At 70.7% G+C, this 19,596-nt stretch carries 20 protein-coding genes; 16 read left to right on the top strand and 4 right to left on the bottom strand.

What is annotated here, in order from left to right:
• Positions 1 to 93: 93 nt before the first annotated feature.
• The gene (locus tag AB0D94_RS18725; RefSeq protein ID WP_362052652.1) at positions 94 to 936 is read right to left on the bottom strand and encodes an NAD(P)H-binding protein; all 843 of its coding nucleotides are present in this window, start codon (positions 934 to 936) and stop codon (positions 94 to 96) included.
• An 81-nt stretch (positions 937 to 1,017) separates the two neighbouring features.
• Here AB0D94_RS18725 and AB0D94_RS18720 point away from each other — a divergent pair, with 81 nt between their 5' ends.
• The 4 genes from AB0D94_RS18720 (at position 1,018) to AB0D94_RS18705 (ending at position 5,126) form a co-directional block, all read left to right on the top strand.
• Positions 1,018 to 1,974, top strand: a complete 957-nt coding sequence (locus tag AB0D94_RS18720; RefSeq protein WP_362052650.1) for an AraC family transcriptional regulator — start codon at positions 1,018 to 1,020, stop codon at positions 1,972 to 1,974.
• A gap of 354 nt (positions 1,975 to 2,328) precedes the next feature.
• A complete protein-coding gene (locus AB0D94_RS18715) occupies positions 2,329 to 3,243 on the top strand; it encodes a nitroreductase/quinone reductase family protein (protein WP_362052648.1) in 915 nt (304 codons plus the stop codon).
• Between the two features lie 213 nt (positions 3,244 to 3,456).
• The gene (locus tag AB0D94_RS18710) at positions 3,457 to 4,074 is read left to right on the top strand and encodes a dihydrofolate reductase family protein (RefSeq protein WP_362052646.1); all 618 of its coding nucleotides are present in this window, start codon (positions 3,457 to 3,459) and stop codon (positions 4,072 to 4,074) included.
• A gap of 128 nt (positions 4,075 to 4,202) precedes the next feature.
• On the top strand, positions 4,203 to 5,126 hold the full coding sequence (locus tag AB0D94_RS18705; RefSeq protein ID WP_362052644.1) for a DMT family transporter: 924 nt from the start codon (positions 4,203 to 4,205) through the stop codon (positions 5,124 to 5,126).
• 81 nt (positions 5,127 to 5,207) lie between these two features.
• Here the strand turns inward: AB0D94_RS18705 and AB0D94_RS18700 are convergent, their stop codons facing one another.
• Positions 5,208 to 6,212: a Gfo/Idh/MocA family oxidoreductase gene (locus AB0D94_RS18700; RefSeq protein ID WP_362052642.1), complete on the bottom strand. Its 1,005-nt coding sequence runs from the start codon at positions 6,210 to 6,212 to the stop codon at positions 5,208 to 5,210.
• A 205-nt stretch (positions 6,213 to 6,417) separates the two neighbouring features.
• On the opposite strand from AB0D94_RS18700, the gene AB0D94_RS18695 reads away from it, so the two are divergent.
• The 12 genes from AB0D94_RS18695 (at position 6,418) to AB0D94_RS18640 (ending at position 16,467) form a co-directional block, all read left to right on the top strand.
• A complete protein-coding gene (locus AB0D94_RS18695) occupies positions 6,418 to 7,398 on the top strand; it encodes a sugar ABC transporter substrate-binding protein (RefSeq protein ID WP_362052640.1) in 981 nt (326 codons plus the stop codon).
• Positions 7,395 to 8,426: an ABC transporter permease gene (locus AB0D94_RS18690; RefSeq protein WP_362052638.1), complete on the top strand. Its 1,032-nt coding sequence runs from the start codon at positions 7,395 to 7,397 to the stop codon at positions 8,424 to 8,426. Before AB0D94_RS18695 ends, AB0D94_RS18690 begins: the two co-directional genes overlap by 4 nt.
• A 2-nt stretch (positions 8,427 to 8,428) precedes the next feature.
• Entirely contained in the window at positions 8,429 to 9,298 is an 870-nt protein-coding gene (locus AB0D94_RS18685; protein ID WP_362052745.1) for an ATP-binding cassette domain-containing protein, read from the top strand.
• Between the two features lie 16 nt (positions 9,299 to 9,314).
• Entirely contained in the window at positions 9,315 to 10,481 is a 1,167-nt protein-coding gene (locus AB0D94_RS18680) for an ROK family glucokinase (protein WP_362052636.1), read from the top strand.
• A complete protein-coding gene (locus tag AB0D94_RS18675) occupies positions 10,478 to 11,068 on the top strand; it encodes a hypothetical protein (RefSeq protein ID WP_362052634.1) in 591 nt (196 codons plus the stop codon). Before AB0D94_RS18680 ends, AB0D94_RS18675 begins: the two co-directional genes overlap by 4 nt.
• 29 nt (positions 11,069 to 11,097) lie before the next feature.
• The gene (locus AB0D94_RS18670) at positions 11,098 to 11,730 is read left to right on the top strand and encodes an MBL fold metallo-hydrolase (RefSeq protein ID WP_362052632.1); all 633 of its coding nucleotides are present in this window, start codon (positions 11,098 to 11,100) and stop codon (positions 11,728 to 11,730) included.
• A gap of 30 nt (positions 11,731 to 11,760) precedes the next feature.
• On the top strand, positions 11,761 to 12,555 hold the full coding sequence (locus AB0D94_RS18665; RefSeq protein WP_362052630.1) for an exodeoxyribonuclease III: 795 nt from the start codon (positions 11,761 to 11,763) through the stop codon (positions 12,553 to 12,555).
• A gap of 87 nt (positions 12,556 to 12,642) precedes the next feature.
• Entirely contained in the window at positions 12,643 to 13,083 is a 441-nt protein-coding gene (locus tag AB0D94_RS18660; RefSeq protein ID WP_362052628.1) for a DUF6278 family protein, read from the top strand.
• Between the two features lie 117 nt (positions 13,084 to 13,200).
• On the top strand, positions 13,201 to 13,944 hold the full coding sequence (locus AB0D94_RS18655; protein WP_362052626.1) for an amino acid ABC transporter ATP-binding protein: 744 nt from the start codon (positions 13,201 to 13,203) through the stop codon (positions 13,942 to 13,944).
• An 11-nt stretch (positions 13,945 to 13,955) separates the two neighbouring features.
• Positions 13,956 to 14,930 carry a glutamate ABC transporter substrate-binding protein gene (locus AB0D94_RS18650; RefSeq protein WP_362052624.1) on the top strand — a complete coding sequence of 325 codons (975 nt, stop codon included), beginning with the start codon at positions 13,956 to 13,958 and terminating at the stop codon, positions 14,928 to 14,930.
• Positions 14,931 to 14,947: 17 nt separating this feature from the next.
• A complete protein-coding gene (locus AB0D94_RS18645) occupies positions 14,948 to 15,592 on the top strand; it encodes an amino acid ABC transporter permease (RefSeq protein WP_362052622.1) in 645 nt (214 codons plus the stop codon).
• Complete coding sequence (locus tag AB0D94_RS18640; RefSeq protein ID WP_362052620.1) at positions 15,589 to 16,467, top strand: amino acid ABC transporter permease; 879 nt, start codon at positions 15,589 to 15,591, stop codon at positions 16,465 to 16,467. The genes AB0D94_RS18645 and AB0D94_RS18640 overlap by 4 nt, the downstream gene beginning before the upstream one ends.
• 36 nt (positions 16,468 to 16,503) lie before the next feature.
• Here AB0D94_RS18640 and AB0D94_RS18635 read toward each other — a convergent pair whose 3' ends face one another.
• Together AB0D94_RS18635 and AB0D94_RS18630 are read right to left on the bottom strand one after the other, a co-directional pair.
• Positions 16,504 to 18,099: a CocE/NonD family hydrolase gene (locus AB0D94_RS18635; protein WP_362052618.1), complete on the bottom strand. Its 1,596-nt coding sequence runs from the start codon at positions 18,097 to 18,099 to the stop codon at positions 16,504 to 16,506.
• Positions 18,100 to 18,240: 141 nt separating this feature from the next.
• A complete protein-coding gene (locus AB0D94_RS18630) occupies positions 18,241 to 19,410 on the bottom strand; it encodes an Ig-like domain-containing protein (RefSeq protein ID WP_362052742.1) in 1,170 nt (389 codons plus the stop codon).
• Positions 19,411 to 19,596: the final 186 nt, after the last annotated feature.

Raw genomic sequence — 19,596 nt, 5'->3', positions numbered from 1 at the left:
GCGGGGCGCTGGAGGCAACCGCTGCGGGCCCGGGTGGGCCTGCCCTCGCCGAACCGGCCCGGCCGAGGCGCGGGTCGGCGAGGGGCGGACCGCTCAGCCGTGCCAGATGCCCGTCGCGGCGGTGGCCTCGACATAGGCGGAGAAGTCGCGGGGTTCGCGGTGCAGGGCGCGCTGGACCCCGTCGGCGAGGTGGGCGAAGCGGCGTTCGGCGATCCAGCCGTAGAGCATGTTCAGCAGGGCGGTGTAGTCCTCCGGCATGCCCTGGCCCGTCGCGTACTGCGCGAAGTCGGCGGGCGGTACGGGGCGGTAGGCGATCGGGCGGCCGGTCGCCCGGGAGATCTCCTCGACCACCTCGGTCAGGGTGAGCAGCCGCGGCCCGGTCAGTTCGTAGGCCTGCCCGCCGTGGCCGTCCTCGGTGAGCGCGGCCACGGCCACGTCGGCGATGTCCTCGGCGTCGACGAACGGCTCGGCGCCGGCCCCCGTCGACATCACCACGTCGCCGTCGAGCAACTGGCCCCGGAGGAAGGGGTCCTCGCTGAAGTTCTGCGAGAACCAGGCCGGCTTCAGGATCGTCCACTCGGCGCCGGACTCGCGCACCGCGCGCTCGGAAGGCAGCTTCTCCTCGCCCTCCGGCACCACCCAGTCGCGGGCGGAGAGCAGCACCAGCCGCTCCACGCCCCGGGACACGGCGAGCTTGCTGAAGGAGCGGAGCGTCGTCGCGGCATCGGCGAGCTGCGAGTCGACCAGATAGGCCGCGCGCACGCCCTCCAGGGCGGGTTCCCAGGTGTTCTCGTCGTCCCAGTCGAAGCGGGTCGAGGGGGTCGGCCCCTTGCGGGAGGCCCCGCGGACCTCGTGTCCGCCCTGCCGCAGGCCCGCGGCCACGCGGCGCCCCGTCTTGCCCGTGCTGCCAAGTACCAGAATCGGATGCGTCGTCATGTCCTCCAGTCAATCCGTCCGTGCTGAGGCGCAGAATGGTTCGCCCGCTCATTTCGATGTCTGAGCGTCTAACCTTGATCCATGGATGCGTTGGCGAGCCTGCTGTACGAAGTGCGGTCCGACGGGGCACTGTTCAGCCGGAACATCGTCACCCCGCCCTGGTCGGTGCGGTTCGCCGACCGCACGCCGCTCACCCTGATCGCCACGGTGCGCGGGGAGGGCCTGATCGTCCCCGACGGCGACGCCGAGCCCGTCGCGCTCGGCCCGGGGGACGTGGCCATCGTGGTGGGGACGGAGCCCTTCACCCTCACCGATGACGCCGGGCAGTGCACCCCGCCGCTGTACGTGGTGCACGGCCCCGACCACTGCACCACGGCCGACGGCGACGAGGTCGGCGAGGACATCGTGCTGGGCCTGCGGACCTGCGGGAACAGCCTGGACGGCCCGACCGTGCTGCTCACCGGCAGCTACCAGGTCGGCGGCAGGGTCTCCGAACGGCTGCTCAGCGCGCTGCCCCGGGTGCTCGTGGCCCGCCACGGCGGCGCACCCGGCCCGATCCTGGACCTCACCGTCATGGAGATCACCCGGGACGAACCGGGTCAGCAGGCCGTCCTGGACCGGCTCCTGGACCTGTTGCTGCTGTCCACGCTGCGGGAGTGGTTCACCGGCCCCGAGGCCGATCCGCCGGGCTGGTACCGGGCGATGAGCGACCCCGTCGCGGGCCGGGCGCTGCGCCTGATCCACGACCGGCCCGCGCGACCGTGGACGGTGACGGCCCTCGCCGAGGAGGCCGGCGTATCGCGGGCCACCTTCGCCCGCCGCTTCAGCGAGCTGGTCGGCCAGCCGCCGATGGCCTACCTGACGGACTGGCGCCTGGCCCTCGCGGCCGACCTGCTGGTGCGCACCGAGGCCACCGTGGAGTCGATCGCCCGCCAGGTCGGCTACCAGAGTGCCTTCGGGCTGAGCGTGGCCTTCCACCGCGTGTACGGGACCCGGCCCAGCCAGCACCGTGCGGCCGCTGCCCGGATGGCCGGCTGATCTTCCGCGTTGACAGGGGGCTGTCGGGTGCATGTAATAGAGGCGGTGTCGCGTGACGTCGGCCAAAGAGCAGTGGGCCGGCCGGCCGTCGGGTGAACACCCTTCACACAAAGGGTCCGTCATGAGTTCTTGCTCCGCACCCTGTAACTGACGTAGCGCCGCGCGCACAGCGCACCCGTACGTCCGCACGTCCGTACATCCCTACGTCCGCACGTTCACCGACGTACGCGGTCCTGTGCTCCGCGCCCTTCGCCCAGTGCCTTCACCCTTCACCCTTCGCGCTTCCGTGTGCCGTTGCCCCACGGCTCCCGCACCGCCGCGCGCACCCACCGCAGCTTCCGGAGACACATCCGTATGCCCACATCTTTCAACCAGTCCGTCATCGAGGAGTTCCGCGCCAACGCGGGCAAAGTCGGCGGCCCCTTCGAGGGCGGCGACCTGCTCCTCCTGACCACCACCGGCGCCAAGTCGGGGATTTCGAGGACCACCCCCCTCGGATACGTCCGCCACGGCGACTCGCTCCTGCTCATCGGGTCCGACATGGGCGCCCCGCGGCACCCCGGCTGGTACCACAACCTGCTCGCCCACCCCGTGGTGCGGGTGGAGGTCGGGACCCGGACCTTCGAAGCCCTCGCGGTCCCGGCCGAGGGGGCCCGGCGCGACGAACTGTTCGCGCACGTCGTGCGGGTGGACCCCGGATACGGGGACTACCAGGCCATGACCAGCCGGATCCTGCCGGTCGTGGTCCTGGAGCGCGCGGACCCCGAAGGCTGGGCGGCGCCCCGCGAGGTCAGCACCCTTACCGACAAGGTCCTGGAGGTCCACACCTGGCTACGCGGCCAGTTGCGCCAGGTGAAGGCCGAGGTCGACGCCCACTTCGCGGCCCGCGCGGCCCACCAGGGCCCCGGCGAACCGCCGGTCCCGGGCCTCGGGCTGCAGATCCGGCAGCGCTGCCTGGCGTTCTGCCAGGCCCTTGAGTTCCACCACACCAGCGAGGACGCGCACCTGTTCCCCGGGATCGCCCGGTACCACCCCCACCTGACCGGGACCTTCGACCGGCTCGCCGAGGAGCACCGCACGGTCGCCCGCATCCAGGGCGAGCTGGCGGAGCTGCTGGCCGGCATCGGGATCGCCGATCCCCGGCGCTTCCGTACCGAACTGGACCGGATGTCGGCCGAGCTGAACGCGCACCTGGACTACGAGGAGGAGGCGATTCTTCCGCTCCTGGCCGACGTGCCCTGGCCGCCGGCTGTCCCTGCGGACGCCTGACGGGGGCCGGCGTGGTCCTGGGAGCCGGCGCGTCCCGTCCGGTCGGCTGCCGGGGCCGTGCCGTCCGCTGCCAGGGCGGCGTGCCGTCGGCCGGGTCGAAACCGTGCGGGTTCCTGCGCGCCGCACCGATGAGTTCCGGGCGGCCCGGGAGTCTGAATCCCGAGTCCGAGTCCTGAGTACGGACACGGACCACCGGACAAGGAGCGCAGAACCATGGGAAAGCTGACCCTCACCACCTTCCTGACCCTCGACGGCGTGATGCAGGCGCCGGGCGGGCCCGAGGAGGACCGCACCGGGGGCTTCGAGTACGGGGGGTGGGTCGCGCCGTACGCCGACGAGGGCATGGTGGAGTTCGTGACCGAGGTCTTCGACCGGGTCGGGGCCTTCCTGCTCGGACGCCGGACCTACGAGATCTTCGCCGGCTACTGGCCGCGGCACGACGACCCCGCCGACCCGATCGCGAGCCGGCTGAACAGGATGCCGAAGTACGTGGCCTCGTCCACGCTCAAGGAGCCGGCCTGGGCCGGGACCACGGTGATCGACGGCGAGCAGCTGCAGAGCGAGATCGTCCGGATCAAGGACGCCCTCGACGGCGAGCTCCAGGTGCACGGCAGCGGGGCGCTGGCGCAGTGGCTGCTGGCCCGGGACCTCGTGGACGAGCTGAACCTGCTGGTCTTCCCGGTGTTCCTGGGCACCGGGCGCAGGCTGTTCCCGACGGGCGGCCTGCCGACGGCCTGCGAGCTGACGGGCTCGCGCACCACCGCCAGCGGTACGGCCATCCACACCTACCGGGTGAAGGGCCGCGCCTCCTTCGGCACGATCGGCGAGTGAGGGGAGTGAACCGCAGCCGGGTCCGCCCCGGAAACGGGGTCGACCGGCAAGATCGGCTCGGATAGCGTGGGCCCGCAACCGTGCGAGCCGCCGTAGTCTCCACCCGATCCACGCCGTTGGAGTACCCGGTGACCGCGACCTCGCCCGCCCTCGCCCCAGCCGAACTCGCCGCCCCCCGCCGGACCTGGTCCGCCGACCTGCCCGTCCTGGCCGTGGCCGTCGTCTGGGGCGGCAGCTATCTGGCGGCGAAGGGCATCACCACGGCCCACACCGTGATCGCGGTGCTCGTCCTGCGCTTCGCGCTCGTGCTGCCAGTGCTGGTCGTCACCGGCCGGCGGCGGCTGCGGGCGCTGACCCCCGCCCAGCTGCGCGGCGCGGGCCTGCTGGGCTGCGTACTCGGCGGGATCTTCCTGCTGGAGACCTTCGGGGTGGTGCACACCTCGGCCACCAACGCCGGGCTGATCATCAGCCTGACCATGATCTTCACCCCGCTCGCCGAGGCGGCCATCCGGCGCGAGGCGCCCTCGGCCGCCTTCCTCGGCGCCGCCGCCGTCTCCGTCACCGGAGTCGTGCTGCTCACGCAGGGCGCCGGATTCACCGCGCCCGGCCTCGGCGACCTGCTCATCCTGTGCGCCGCCCTCGCCCGGACCCTGCACGTCCTGCTGATGGCCCGGATCAAGGCCGTCCAGGACGCCGACCCGCTCTCCCTGACCACGGTGCAGCTCGGCGCCGCGGTGCTCGTCTTCGCCGTGCTGGCCGCAGTACCGGGCACCGGGGACACCCCCTGGGCCGCGGCCGCCGACTTCGGGCCCGCCCAATGGGCCGGCCTGGTCTTCCTCTCCGTCTTCTGCACCCTGTTCGCGTTCTACGTGCAGATGTGGGCCGTCCGCCGTACCTCGCCCTCCCGCGTCAGCCTGCTCCTCGGCACCGAGCCGCTGTGGGCCGCCGCCGCGGGCATCGCCATCGGCGGCGAGCACCTCGGCGCCCTCGGATTCGCCGGAGCGGCCCTCGTCCTGGCGGGCACCGCGTGGGGGCGGCGTGCGGCAGGCTGAACAATTGTCCGAAACCAGCCCCGCGCCGCTTGATCCTCCGGTCGTACTGTGGCCCCCATGCCCGCCCTCACAGGGGCCTGGTCACAGGTCCGGGAGCTCCTCCAGCCCTACCCGGCGCCGCTCCCGGCGCGACAGCTCGCACGCCTCCGCGACCCGGAGTGCGGCGAGCGCCTCGAAGCCCTCGCAGAGGTTGGGTCCCTCGCCGCGCACCAGACGGACGAAGGCGGCCAGCTCCGCTTCGTACGCCGGGCCGAACCGCTCCAGGAACCCCGCCCAGGGCTTGCTCGCGGGCGGCGGGCCGTGCGGTTCCGTCGAGGCGATCGGCGTACGGTCGTCCAGCCCGGCGGAGACCTGGTCCAGCTCCCCGGCGAGCTCCATCCGCACGTCGTAGCCGGCGCCGTTGCACCGCGTACCGGTCGAGGTGACGAGCGTCCCGTCGTCCAGCGTGAGCACGGCCGCGGCCGTGTCGACGTCATCCGTCTCCCGGAACTGCGCGGGCCCCGCGTCCGAGCCGGTCGCGTAGACCTCCGTCACCTCGTGCCCGGTCACCCAGCGGACCATGTCGAAGTCGTGCACCAGGCAGTCCCGGTAGAGCCCGCCCGAGGTCGCCAGGTACGCGGCGGCCGGCGGCGCCGGATCGGCCGTCATCGTCCGTACGGTGTGCAGCCGCCCCAGGGCGCCGGAGCGGACCAGCTCCCGGGCCGTGCGGTAGCCCGTGTCGAAGCGGCGCATGAACCCCACCTGGAGCACCCCGTCCGCGGCGGCCACCTCGCGCAGCACCGCCAGGGAGCGGGCCAGGTCCGGGGCCACGGGCTTCTCGCAGAACACCGGCAGCCCGCCGCGCACCGCCCGTACCACCAGCTCCGCGTGCCCCTCGGTGGCGCAGGCCACGACCACCGCGTCCACACCCCAGGTGAAGACCTGCTCCACGGAGGGCGCGGCGGTGGCCCCGAGCCGGTCGGCCAGGCGCGCCGCCCGCGCGGGGTCGGCGTCGGCGAGCAGCAGCGAACCCGCGTCCGGCCGGCGGGCCAGGGACGCCGCGTGGAACGAGCCGATCCGGCCCGTTCCGATGAGCCCGATGCGCATGCACTCAACCTGACCCCGTACGGGGGACCTGTCAATCTGCCCGCGCATGCCCCGATGACCCTTCATGGTCCACTGTGGCGGATACTGGGCGGCTGGAACCGGAATGACCGAATCATGACGGACGGCATGACGGACGAGACGACGGACGAGACGGACGAGGGAAGGGCGCGGCGACGTGGCTAGGGTTCGGACAGGGGTACGCGTCGTGGGCGCCGTGCTCGCGGCGGTACTGGGAGCCTCGCTCGCGGGTTGCAGCAGTACGGGCGGCAAGCGCGCCGAGGAGCGGGCGAAGGCCGCCGAGGCGGGCCGGCCGGCCGTTTCCACCCCGCGCTGGACCTTCGCGATGGTCACCCACGCGGGCGACGGCGACACCTTCTGGGACATCGTCCAGAAGGGAGCCAAGGAGGCGGCGGCGAAGGACAACATCAACTTCGTGTACGCCCACGACGACCAGGCGCAGCAGCAGGCCCAGTTCGTGCAGAACGCCATCGACCAGAAGGTCGACGGGATCATCGTGAGCCTCGCCAAGCCGGAAGCCCTCAAGGACGTCATCGGCAAGGCCGTCAAGGCCGGCATCCCGGTGGTCACGGTCAACTCCGGCTCCGCCCAGTCCGCCGAGTACGGGGCACTGACCCACATCGGCCAGGACGAGGTGATCGCGGGCGAGGCTGTGGGCACGGAGCTCACCAAGCGCGGCCGCAAGAAGGCCGTCTGCGTCCTGCACGAGCAGGGCAACGTGGGCCACGAGCAGCGCTGCGCCGGGGCGAAGAAGACCTTCGGCGGCACTCTGGAGAACCTGTACGTCGAGGGCACCAACATGCCCTCCGTCCAGGCCGCCATCCAGGCCAAGCTCCAGGCCGACCCGTCCGTCGACGCCGTCCTGACCCTCGGCGCCCCCTTCGCCCCGACCGCGGTCAAGGCCAAGGACGCGGCGGGCAGCAAGGCCGAGGTGGACACCTTCGACCTCAACGAATCCGTCGCCCGTGACCTGAAGTCCGGCGCCCTCGGCTTCGCCGTCGACCAGCAGCCCTACCTCCAGGGCTACGAGGCGGTCGACCTGCTGTGGCTCTACCGCTACAACGCGGACGTGCTCGGCGGCGGCCGCCCGGTCCTCACCGGACCGCAGATCGTCACCAGCGCCGAGGCCTCCGAGCTGGAGGAGTACATCAAGCGGGGCAGCCGATGAGCGCGTCCGCCGCCGTGGACGAACGGCTGGCGCCGACCTCCGTGGTCCGCAGACTGCTGGGCCGCCCGGAGCTGGGCGCCGTGGTCGGCGCGGCAGCCGTCTTCGTCTTCTTCTCCTTCGCCGCCGACAGCTTCCTGCGGGCCTCCAGCCTCAGCACGGTCCTGTACTCGGCCTCCACCATCGGGATCATGGCGGTCCCGGTGGCACTGCTGATGATCGGCGGCGAGTTCGACCTCTCCGCCGGTGTCATGGTCACCAGCTCCGCGCTGCTGAGCTCGATGTTCAGCTACCAGATGACCGCCAACGTCTGGGTCGGCGTCCTGGTGTCCCTGGCCGTCACCCTCGCCATCGGCTTCTTCAACGGGTTCATGCTGACCCGCACCAAACTGCCGAGCTTCATCATCACCCTCGGCACCTTCCTGATGCTGACCGGCCTGAACCTCGGCTTCACCAAGCTGATCAGCGGCTCGGTCTCCACCAAGACCATCGCCGACATGGAGGGCTTCTCCTCCGCGCGGGCGCTGTTCGCCTCGCAGTGGAACGTCGGCTCGGTCACCCTGAAGGTCACCATCCTGTGGTGGCTGGCCCTGGTCGCCGTGGCCACCTGGATCCTGCTGCGCACCCGCGCGGGCAACTGGATCTTCGCCGTGGGCGGCGGGGCCGACGCGGCCCGCGCGACCGGCGTGCCCGTCGTGAAGACCCGTATCGGCCTGTACATGGGCGTCGCCCTGTGCGCCTGGATCTCCGGCCAGCACATCCTCTTCTCGTTCGACGTGGTCCAGTCGGGCGAGGGCGTCGGCAACGAGTTCCTGTACATCATCGCGGCCGTCATCGGCGGCTGCCTGATGACCGGCGGCTACGGCTCCGCCATCGGCTCGGCCGTCGGCGCCTTCATCTTCGGCATGACCAGCAACGGCATCGTGTACGCCCAGTGGAACCCGGACTGGTTCAAGTTCTTCCTCGGCGCGATGCTCCTGCTGGCCACGCTGCTCAACGCATGGGTCCGCAAGCGGGCGGAGGCGAAATGACCATGACCGACGCGACCGCGACCGTCCCCGGGGCCGGTACCGCACTCGTGAAGCTGACCGAGGTCAGCAAGTACTACGGGAACATCCGCGCCCTCCAGGGCGTGTCCCTGGAGGTCTCGGCCGGCGAGATCACCTGTGTCCTCGGCGACAACGGCGCCGGGAAGTCCACCCTCATCAAGATCATCGCCGGGCTGCACCAGCACGACGCGGGCAGCTTCGAGATCGAGGGCGAGGAGACCCGCCTGGCCAACCCGCGCGCGGCCCTGGACCACGGCATCGCCACCGTCTACCAGGACCTCGCCGTCGTCCCGCTCATGCCCGTCTGGCGGAACTTCTTCCTCGGCTCCGAGCCGACCCGGGGCCGCGGCCCCTTCCGCCGCCTCGACGTGGAACTCATGCGCGAGACCACCCGCGCCGAGCTGCTGCGCATGGGCATCGACCTGCGCGACGTCGACCAGCCCATCGGCACCCTGTCCGGCGGCGAACGGCAGTGCGTGGCCATCGCCCGCGCCGTCCACTTCGGCGCGAAGGTCCTCGTACTGGACGAGCCCACCGCCGCCCTCGGGGTCAAGCAGTCCGGAGTGGTCCTCAAGTACGTCGCCGCCGCCCGTGACGCCGGTCTCGGCGTGGTCCTCATCACCCACAACCCGCACCACGCCTACCTGGTCGGGGACCGTTTCGTCCTCCTCAAGCGCGGCACCATGGCGGGCAGCCACACCCGCGACTCGATCACCCTGGACGAGCTCACCCGGCAGATGGCGGGCGGCTCGGAGCTCGACGAGCTGAGCCACGAACTGGAGCGAGTGGCAGAATCAGGGCCGGACAGCACGACCACAGGCCCGGACACCCCGTCCGGCACCACCGCACCATGAGGGACGGCACGACTCGATGAGCACGTACCGGGACTTCGCGCTCGCCCACCGGGGCGCGGCACGGGGCACCGTCCTGCGGACCATCGGGACCCGTGAGCGCCGGTCGCACCTGACCGCACCGCGCGTCCCGACCGTCGGCATCGACATCGGCGGCACCAAGGTGATGGCCGGCGTCGTCGACGCCGACGGCGTCATCCTGGAGAAGATCCGCACCGAGACCCCGGACAAGTCCAAGAGCCCCAAGGTCGTCGAGGACACCATCGTCGAACTGGTGCTGGACCTCTCCGACCGGCACGACGTCCACGCGGTGGGCATCGGCGCGGCCGGCTGGGTGGACGCAGACCGCTCCCGGGTCCTGTTCGCACCCCACCTGGCCTGGCGCGACGAGCCGCTTCGGGACGCCCTCCAGTCCCGGCTCGCGGTCCCGGTCATGGTCGACAACGATGCCAACACCGCCGCCTGGGCCGAATGGCGCTTCGGCGCCGGACGCGGCGAGGACCACCTCGTCATGATCACGCTCGGTACCGGAATCGGCGGGGCCATCCTCGAAGGCGGCCAGGTCAAACGCGGCCGGTACGGGGTCGCCGGCGAATTCGGCCACATGCAGGTCGTCCCCGGCGGCCACCGCTGCCCCTGCGGCAACCGCGGCTGCTGGGAGCAGTACAGCTCCGGGAACGCCCTGGTCCGCGAGGCCCGGGAGCTGGCCGCCGCCGACTCCCCGGTCGCGTACAACATCATCGCCAGGGTCGGCGGCAACGTCCACGAGATCACCGGCCCCCTGATCACCGAGCTGGCCCGCGAGGGCGACGCCATGTGCGTCGAGCTGCTCCAGGACATCGGCCAGTGGCTCGGCGTGGGCATCGCCAACCTCGCCGCCGCGCTGGACCCCTCCTGCTTCGTCATCGGCGGGGGCGTCAGCGCCGCCGACGACCTGCTGATCGGCCCCGCCCGGGAGGCCTTCCGCCGCCACCTCACCGGCCGCGGCTACCGGCCCGAGGCCCGCATCGCCAAGGCCCAGCTCGGCCCCGAGGCCGGCATGGTCGGCGCCGCCGACCTCTCACGGCTCGTCGCCCGCCGCTTCCGCCGCGCCACGCGCCGGCGGGTGGAGCGCTACGAGCGCTACGCGCAGCTGGGCCGGCGCGACACCACGGGCCCCACGGACTCCAAGGACGACCAGCAGTGACGCCCCCCTCCCTGCCCCGCCAGGCCTCCGCACCCGACGGTGACTCCGTACCGCCGCCGCCCGCGGAGGACCGCAAGCACGTCGTCCGGCGCCGCTGGATCACCGCGATCATCATCCTGCTGCTGGTCGGCGTCCCGGCGGGCTACCTCGCCGTATCCGCCCAGCAGAGCCGCCAGAGCGGCCGCGACAAGGCCGCAAAGGTCGGCGCCACCAAGGTGCGTCCCGGCTGGCCCTCCCGGGTGCAGCGCAGCATCTACGAGGTGCCGATCCCGGACAAGGCCTGGCGGGTCGGGTTCCTGGAGACGAACAACTGGCGCACCAGTCGGCTGTACACCCAGTTCGCGGTCACCCCGCCCGACCTGGACGCGTTCCTGACCTCCGTCGGCACCAGCCGGGAGGAGCTGACCCCCGGGGTGTCGATCTCCGCGCACGACACCTCGGTCGCGGGATGGAACTGGACGACCCACTCCGACTGGCTCGGCACCACCCTCGAACAGCGGGACCCGCGGCCCACCCGCGACATCACCGTGGACCTGACGGACCCCAAGGTCTCCAAGGTCTACGTGGTCTCCTCGACCACCCCCTGACCGCCCCGGCCCGGAGCTAGCCTGGGATCATGAAATTCACCAAGCGGCTGCACTCCTGCGTCCAGCTGGAGAAGGACGGGCACACGCTCGTCATCGACCCGGGCGCCTTCAGCGAAGCGGACGCGGGCCTGGGCGCCGACGCCCTGCTGGTCACGCACGAGCACCCCGACCACTTCGAGGAGGGCCGGCTGCGGGCCGCCCTCGACGCGAATCCGGCGGCGGCCCTGTGGACCCTGCGCAGCGTCGCGGAGAAGCTCGCCCCCGCCTATCCGGGCCGGGTGCACACCGTGGGCCACGGGGACACCTTCACCGCGGCCGGTTTCGAGGTGCAGGTGCACGGCGAACTCCACGCGGTGATCCACCCCGACCTGCCGCGGATCACGAACGTCGGCTACCTCGTGGACGGTTCGCTCTTCCACCCCGGCGACGCGCTGACCGTGCCCGATGCCCCGGTCGAGACCCTGATGCTCCCGGTGCACGCCCCCTGGAACAAGGTCTCCGAGGTGATCGACTACCTCCGCGAGGTCAAGCCGCGGCGCGCCTTCGACATCCACGACGCGTACCTCTCCGACATCGCCCGGCCGATCTACGACGGCGCCCTGGCCGCCCTGGGCGGGTCCGACCACGGCCGACTCACCGCCGGGGACAGCACCGAACTGTGACTGTCGGTGCCGGGCGGTAGGTTGGGACGTATGCGTATCGCCACCTACAACGTCAACTCGATCACCGCCCGGCTGCCGCGCCTGCTGGCCTGGCTGGAGAGCTCCGGTACGGACGTCCTGTGCATCCAGGAGACCAAGTGCTCCGCGGAGCAGTTCCCGCACGCCGAGCTGCGCGAGCTGGGCTACGAGTCGGCCGTCAACGCCACCGGCCGGTGGAACGGCGTGGCCCTGCTCTCCAAGGTCGGCATGGAGGGCGTGGTGATGGGCCTGCCCGGCGGGCCCGACTACGAGGGCGTCCAGGAGCCCCGCGCGATCTCCGCGACCTGCGGCGGGGTGCGCGTCTGGTCGGTGTACGTGCCCAACGGCCGTGAGGTCGCGCACGACCACTACGGCTACAAGCTGAACTGGTTCCGCTCCCTGACCACCGCGATCGCCGAGGACGCGGCCGGCGCCCGCCCCTTCGCGGTGCTCGGCGACTTCAACGTGGCCCCGACCGACGAGGACGTCTACGACCCGGCCGTCTTCGCGGGCGCCACCCACGTGACCCCGGCCGAGCGGGCGGCCCTGGAGGCCCTGCGCGCCGCCGGGCTCACCGAAGTGCTGCCGCGCGCCCTCAAGTACGACCGCGCCTACACGTTCTGGGACTACCGGATGCTCGCCTTCCCCAAGAACAGGGGCATGCGCATCGACCTGGTGTTCGGCAACGAGCCCTTCGCCAAGGCCGTGAGCGACGCCTATGTGGACCGCGAGGAGCGCAAGGGCAAGGGCGCCTCCGACCACGCCCCGGTCGTCGTGGACCTGGACCTGGACCCGCAGGCCCCGTAGGCCCGGGCCCGGCGGAGGCGACCCGGCTCGGGCCGATCCAGGCGCGCCCTGTGGCCAGCCGGGGATCCTGGTGCAAGGCTGGGCGGTATGAACATCCCTTTCCTGGACAAGTGGCTGAACCGGCACGAAACGGAACAGGGTGCGGGGCTCGCCGCCGCTCTCGCGGAGGACCCCGAGAGTGTCGCCGAGCTGTTCGCGGAGTGCGAGATGCTGCGCGACCAGGCGAGGGCGGCCGGCCTCGAACTCGACCAGAGTCCGGCCTCGTTGGAACAGCTCGACCAGCTGATGCCCCGCTGGCGGCGGGACCCCGAGGCGGTGCCGTGGCTGGGCAACGACGCGGGTTTCTACCTCGGGACCGTGATCGTCAAGACCATCGAGGGCGCCGGCTGGCAGGTGTGGCCCAACGGTCAGCCGGTGATCCGGCTGGCCTCCGGCCGGGAGCTGAACGTGATCGAGTCGGGGGTCTCCTGGGCGATGACGGGGTCCCCCGAGCTCAGCCAGGCGTACGCAGAGGCCTCCGAGGGCTGATTCCCGTAGGGCGCGATGAGCTTTATGTCCCCTTTAGGCGTGTCGAGGTGAAGTCCCCTTCCGCGGCTGGATAGTTTGCGCTGACCTCGACACACCGACAAGTGGGCAGGGCAGCGCATGGCCGTCGATCCGTTGATCGAGCTGCGGGACGTGAACAAGCACTTCGGAGAGTTGCACGTACTCCAAGACATCAACCTCACCGTCGGCCGCGGGGAGGTGGTGGTGATCATCGGCCCCTCCGGATCCGGGAAATCGACCCTGTGCCGGGCGATCAACCGGCTGGAGACCATCGAATCGGGGACGATCAGACTCGACGGGCAACCACTGCCCGCCGAGGGCAAGGAACTGGCCCACCTGCGCGCCGAGGTCGGGATGGTCTTCCAGTCCTTCAACCTCTTCGCGCACAAGACCGTCCTCGCCAACGTCTCCCTCGCGCAGATGAAGGTCCGCGGGCGCAAGAAGGACGAGGCGGACAAGCGCTCGCGGGAACTCCTGGAACGCGTGGGCCTCGCCGACCAGGCCGCCAAGTACCCCGCCCAGCTCTCCGGCGGCCAGCAGCAGCGCGTGGCCATCGCCCGGGCCCTCGCCATGAACCCCAAGGCCCTGCTCTTCGACGAGCCCACGTCGGCGCTCGACCCGGAGATGATCAACGAGGTGCTGGAAGTCATGCGGCAGCTCGCCAGCGAGGGCATGACCATGGTCGTGGTCACCCACGAGATGGGCTTCGCCCGCTCCGCCGCCAACCGCGTCGTGTTCATGGCCGACGGCAGGATCGTCGAGGACCGGACTCCGGAGGAGTTCTTCACCGCCCCCGAGAGCGAGCGGGCCAAGGACTTCCTCTCCAAGATCCTGAAGCACTGAGGGGCCGCCCGATGATCCCCGCCCCGGCTCCCGCCCGCGCTCTGGCCCCGGCTCCCGCTCGCCCCGCCCCGGCTCCCGCCCGCGCTCTCGTACGCGCTCTCGCCCTCGTCCTGGTCCTGCTCACCGCCGCGGTCGGCTGCGGCAAGCCCGGCAGCCCCCCGGTCAAGGGGCCGCAGCCCGAGGACCTGCCCGTCTACCAGGTCGCGACCGGCTTCCGGCTGCCCGACTCGCCCACCTGGGAGCGGGCAAAGCGCCGCGGCCGCCTGGTGGTCGGCGTCAAGGAGGACCAGCCGTATCTGGGGGAGAAGGACCCCGCGAGCGGCCGCTACTCCGGCTTCGACATCGAGATCGCCAAGATGATGGCGGCCTCGCTCGGCTTCGACCCCAAGACGATCGAGTTCAAGACCATCGCCTCCGCCAACCGCGAGACGGCCCTGCAGAACGGGCAGATCGACTACTACGTCGGCACCTACACGATCAACGACAACCGCAAGAAGCAGGTCGGCTTCGCCGGCCCCTACTTCATGGCCGGCCAGTCCCTGCTGGTCCGCAAGGACGAGGAGGACATCAAGGGCCCCGAGGACCTCGCGGGCAAGAGGGTCTGCTCCGCCGCGGGCTCCACCCCGTACCAACGGCTCCAGAAGGAGTTCCCGGAGGCGGTCCTCGTCGCCTACGACACCTACTCGGTCTGCGTGGACAACCTGCTCACCCTCCAGGTCGACGCCGTCTCCACCGACGACTCGATCCTCCTGGGCTACGCGGCCAAGGTCCCCGAGGAGCTCAAGGTGGTCGGCAAGCCCTTCTCCAAGGAGCCCTACGGCATCGGCGTACCGCGGGGCGACAACGCGCTGCGCTTCGCCCTCGACGACGCCCTGGCGGAGCAGGAGAAGAACGGCAACTGGAAGAAGGCCTACGAGGCCACGCTCGGCCTGTCCGGCGAGCCCGCCCCGGCGCCGCCCGCCATCGACCGCTACCCGGCGAGCTGAGGGAGAGGGCACCCCCCATGGACGTACTCACCGAGAACTTCTCGCTCTACGGGAAGGGATTCCTCGGCACCGTCGAACTGACCGTCTACGCCTCCCTGCTCGCGCTGGTCCTGGGCTTCGTCATGGCCTCCTTCCGGGTCGCGCCCGTCGGCTCGTTCCGGGTCTTCGGCACGGTCTGGGTGGCCGTACTGCGCAACACCCCGCTGACCCTGCTCTTCTTCGCCGTCCTGCTGGGCCTGCCCCGCTTCGGCCTGATCCTGCCCTTCCAGCTCTTCGCCGTCCTGGCGCTGGGCTGCTACACCTCCGCCTTCATCTGCGAGGCCCTGCGCTCGGGCATCAACACCGTGCCCAAGGGCCAGGGAGAGGCCGCCCGCAGCCTCGGCATGACCTTCAACCAGACCTTGGGCGCGGTGGTCCTCCCGCAGGCCTTCCGTTCGGTCATCCCGCCCATCGGCTCCACCCTGATCGCGCTGGCCAAGAACTCCGCGATCGCCGGCGCCTTCAGCGTCACCGAGCTGCTCGGCACCTACAAGACCCTCAACGAGCTGGGCTACAGCATCATCTGGACCTTCATCTGGATCGCCGTCGGCTACCTGATCATCACCTTGTCCATCAGCGCGCTCTTCAACGTGCTGGAAAAGCGCTACGGAGTCGCCCGATGACCGCGCACGCGCTCCACGGGGACACGCAGTCCACCGCCCTCTACGACATCCCCGGCCCGCGGGCCCAGCGCCGGCACTTCTTCTACGGGATCGCCTCCACGCTGATGATCCTGGCCCTGGCCGGCTGGCTCCTCTACCTGCTCTTCGACACGAACCAGTTCACCGCCGCCAAGTGGAACCCCTTCACCTACGAGGGCATCCAGGAGCTGCTGCTCAAGGGGCTGGGGAACACCCTCAAGGCCTTCGCGTACGCCTCGGTGCTCTCCCTCCTGCTCGGCGCGGTGCTCGCCACCGGCCGGCTCTCGGTCCACCGGCCGGTGCGCTGGCTGGCCACGCTGTGCGTGGAGTTCTTCCGGGCCATGCCGGTGCTGGTGATGATCTTCTTCATCTTCGTCGCACTGAAGGTCCAGCCGCTCCCCGCGCTGGTGGCGGGCCTGACCCTGTACAACGGCTCCGTGCTGGCCGAGGTCTTCCGCACCGGCGTCAACGCGGTGGACAAGGGGCAGCGCGAGGCGGCGTACGCGCTCGGCATGCGCAAGACGCAGGTGATGACCTACGTCCTCGCCCCGCAGGCGGTGCGCGCGATGCTGCCCACCATCATCAGCCAGCTGGTGGTGGCTCTGAAGGACACCTCGCTCGGCTACCTGATCACCTACGAGGAGTTCCTGCACGCGGGCAAACTGATCGCCTCGAACCTCGACTACGACCTGCCCTTCATCCCGGTCGTGATGATCATCTCTCCGATCTACATCGGGATGTGCATGCTGCTCTCCTGGTTCGCCACCTGGGTGGCCAGACGGGAGCGGCGCAGCTTCAAGACCCGTGCGGTCGAGGTGGCCCCGGCCGAGCCGGGGACGGTGCTGCCGGGGAGGTAGCTCACAGGAGCCGCCCCGCCCGGCAGCGGCCGTGGATCACTGCTCGCGCAGCGGTACCGATACGTACGACGGATCGGTACGCGGCGAGGAGAAGGTCAGCTGCGAGCCGGTGGGGTTGTGCTCGATGTAGAGCGGGTCGACGGTGTCGATGACGAGCGCGAGCCGGTGGCCCGCGGGCACGTCGTAGGCGGTGGAGAAGAGTTCCAGGTCCACGCCGAAGGCCTGCCCGGGGGTCCGGCCGTGGAAGGTGTACGGGGCGTTGCTGACCAGCTTGCCGATGCCCAGGGGGCCGACGTCGTAGAGGTAGGCGACGAAGGTGCCGTCGGCCTTGGTGGGCGTGACGGTGGTGTGCAGCCCGACCGTGCCCCGCACGCGGCGCGCCTCCTCGTAGCGCCCGGACTGCCAGACGGCGGCGAAGGCGCGGGGGAGGAGCGGGACCGAGGCGGTCGGGGGAGCCTTGGCGAACTGGTCGAGGATGCTGGAGAGGAACAGGATGCCGCCGTTGGCTCCGGAGTCGACATTGGCGAAGAGGTGCTCGCTGTCGGAGAGGGCGAGTCTCTCGGAGCCGCCGGAGCCGACGGACTTCCAGTCGGCGTAGCCCTCGTAGCCCTCGGTGCTGCGCGACTTCAGCTGGACGGGGGCCTCGGTGTCGATGCCGTTGCGCTCGCCCTTGAGGTAGCGGTCGAACCAGCGGTGGGCGTTGGTCCAGGTGTCGTTGGGCAGGCCGAGCAGGCCGGAGGCCTCGGCGGTGGCGTGGTCGCCGGGGCGGAACTCCAGGCGCTTGGGGCCGGTCAGCTTCTCGAAGAACTCCGCGTACTGGTTGGGCGGGAAGATCGTGTCGCCCCAGGCGTTGCCCAGCATGATCGCGGCGCCGTTGGCGTTGATCCGGTCCACCTTCTCGGCGGCGGACCGCTTCTTCCCCCACTCGATCATCTGCTGCTCCCGGTCCAGCCGGGAGCCGAGGAAGTCGCCGAGGAGCGCCTGGAGTTCGGGGCCGGGCCGGCCGGTGAGATAGCCGGCGGCGCCGAGCATCCCGGCCGCCTGGAGGTGCTGGGTGCGGCCGGAGTAGATGGACTCGATGAGGTCGGCCCAGCCGCTGAGCGCGACCACGGCCTTGACGCGCGGGTCGTGCGCGGAGGCCAGCAGGCTGATGCCCGCGCCGTACGAGACCCCGCCCAGGCCGATGCGGTCCGCGTCGGCGGGGGTGTGGGCGAGGGCCCAGTCGATGACGGCGGAGACGTCGGCGATGTCCGGCGGGCCGGCCACCTCGATCTCGCCGCCGGAGAGCCAGAAGCCCCGGGAGGTGTAACTGACCACGACGTAGCCGGAGTCGGCGAGCTTCTTGGCCTGGGCGATGTATTCGATCTGCGGCATGCCCCAGCTGGTGGGCAGCACGATCAGCGGGTACTTCCGGCCGTCGACGGCGCCGGCGGGCGTGAAGACGTTGCCCTTGAGGGTGATGCCGCCGGAGCCCGGAATGTCGTGGAAGCGCAGTTCGGGTGAAGCGGCCGGAGCCGCGGCGCCGACGGCGGCGGTGGGTGCGGGAGCCGCCTGGGCCTGGTGGGGGGCCAGGCCCAGGGCGGCTGCCGCCAGCAGAGCTGCCACGGCCGCGGCGGTGGTGGTGCGTTCCATCGGTCGCTCCTCGCGTACGCCGGGGTGTCAAAGTGACCCGACGGTAACGGGAGGGGCTTACTGGAGGTAACCCGCCAGTAAGTTACGTACTGGTAACAGTTGAACAAGAGTCAACTCGACGGGCGCACCAGCGGCCGACGGTCAGCCGTTCTGAGCGCCGCCGGTCACCGCGCTCTTGGCCTTCCACTGGTCCCAGGGCAGGTTCCACTCGCCGTAGCCGTTGCCGATGTCCGCGTTGCCCTTGGAGCCGGATCCGACCACCTCGAAGGGGTCGCCGATCTGGGACTGCGCGAAGAAGTCCTTGGCGTCGGCGTCGCTCATCCCCACGCAGCCGGAACTGCTGTTGGTGCGCCCGAAGTTGGCGCTGTTCCACGGTGCGGCGTGCGCGTACATGCCGGACCAGGTGAGCCGCATCGAGTAGTCGACCATCTTGTCGTAGGCGTCGTCGAGGCCCACCGTCTGGGAGTCCATCCGGATGGTGCCCTCCTTCGTCATGATCACCATCTTCCCGGACCAGGACGCCTTCTTGCCGCCCGGAGTGCCGGCCGAGACCGGGATCGCCTTGAGCGCCTGGCCGTCCTCGGTCACCGACATCTTCTTGGTGTCGAGGCTCACCTCGATCCGGCGGTCCTTGCCGATCTTGAACTCGGTGTTGTAGTCCTTGGCGAAGAGGCCGCCGCCCTTGCCGGAGTCCACACCGTTCAGGTTCATCTCGACCTTCACGTCGGTGCCGGACTTCCAGTACTCCTTGGGCCGCCAGTCGACGCGGTCGTTGCCGGAGTAGTCCTTGATCCAGCCCCAGGAGCCCTCGGTGTTGTTCGAGGTGGTGACCTTGAGCTGCTTCTCCACCTCGGCCTTGTTCGCCACCGGGTTGTCGAAGACGATCGACACGGGCATCGCCACGCCCACCGTGCTGCCCTTGGGGATGTTGATCGAGACCTTGTTCACCTTGTCGGCGGCGCTGGTCCTGAACTGCGTGGTGGCGCTCTGGCTCTCGGTGTTCTGCGCCTCGACCTTGTACTCCGAGCCCGGTGCGGCGTTGCGCTCCGAGGTCCAGGTCTTCCCGTCGTCGGCTATCTTCCCCGGCAGTTCCGCGCCCTTGGTGTCGGTCACCTTCACCTGGGCCAGCTTGCCCTCGGCGACGGTCACCGTGACCGGCTCGCCGGCCTTCACCTGATCGCCCGTGAGGTTCACCGAGACCGCCATGTCCGGCTTCGGCTTCAACTCGGCCTTGCCGTCGGCGGCGCCGCCGTTTCCGCTCCCGCCCGAGCAGGCGGTCAGCGCGGCGGCCAGAAGTGCGGTACTCGCCATGGCGGTGCGGCGTATGCGGCTCAACGAAGGGCCCCTTCGAGTAGCGGTGGTAATAACCCGTTTCGCACACGTAGATGCGAACGGCACGACTCTAGGTTGCGCAATCCGAGGAAAATGTCGTCTTTTCAGTTGTGACCTGGACCGCACCAGAACGGTCATCATCCGGTCACAATCGCCGCGCACTTC

Origin of the sequence: Streptomyces sp. NPDC048255, from assembly GCF_040652415.1 — a bacterium.
Classification (GTDB): domain Bacteria; phylum Actinomycetota; class Actinomycetes; order Streptomycetales; family Streptomycetaceae; genus Streptomyces.
This window is presented reverse-complemented; position numbering and strand designations above follow the sequence as displayed.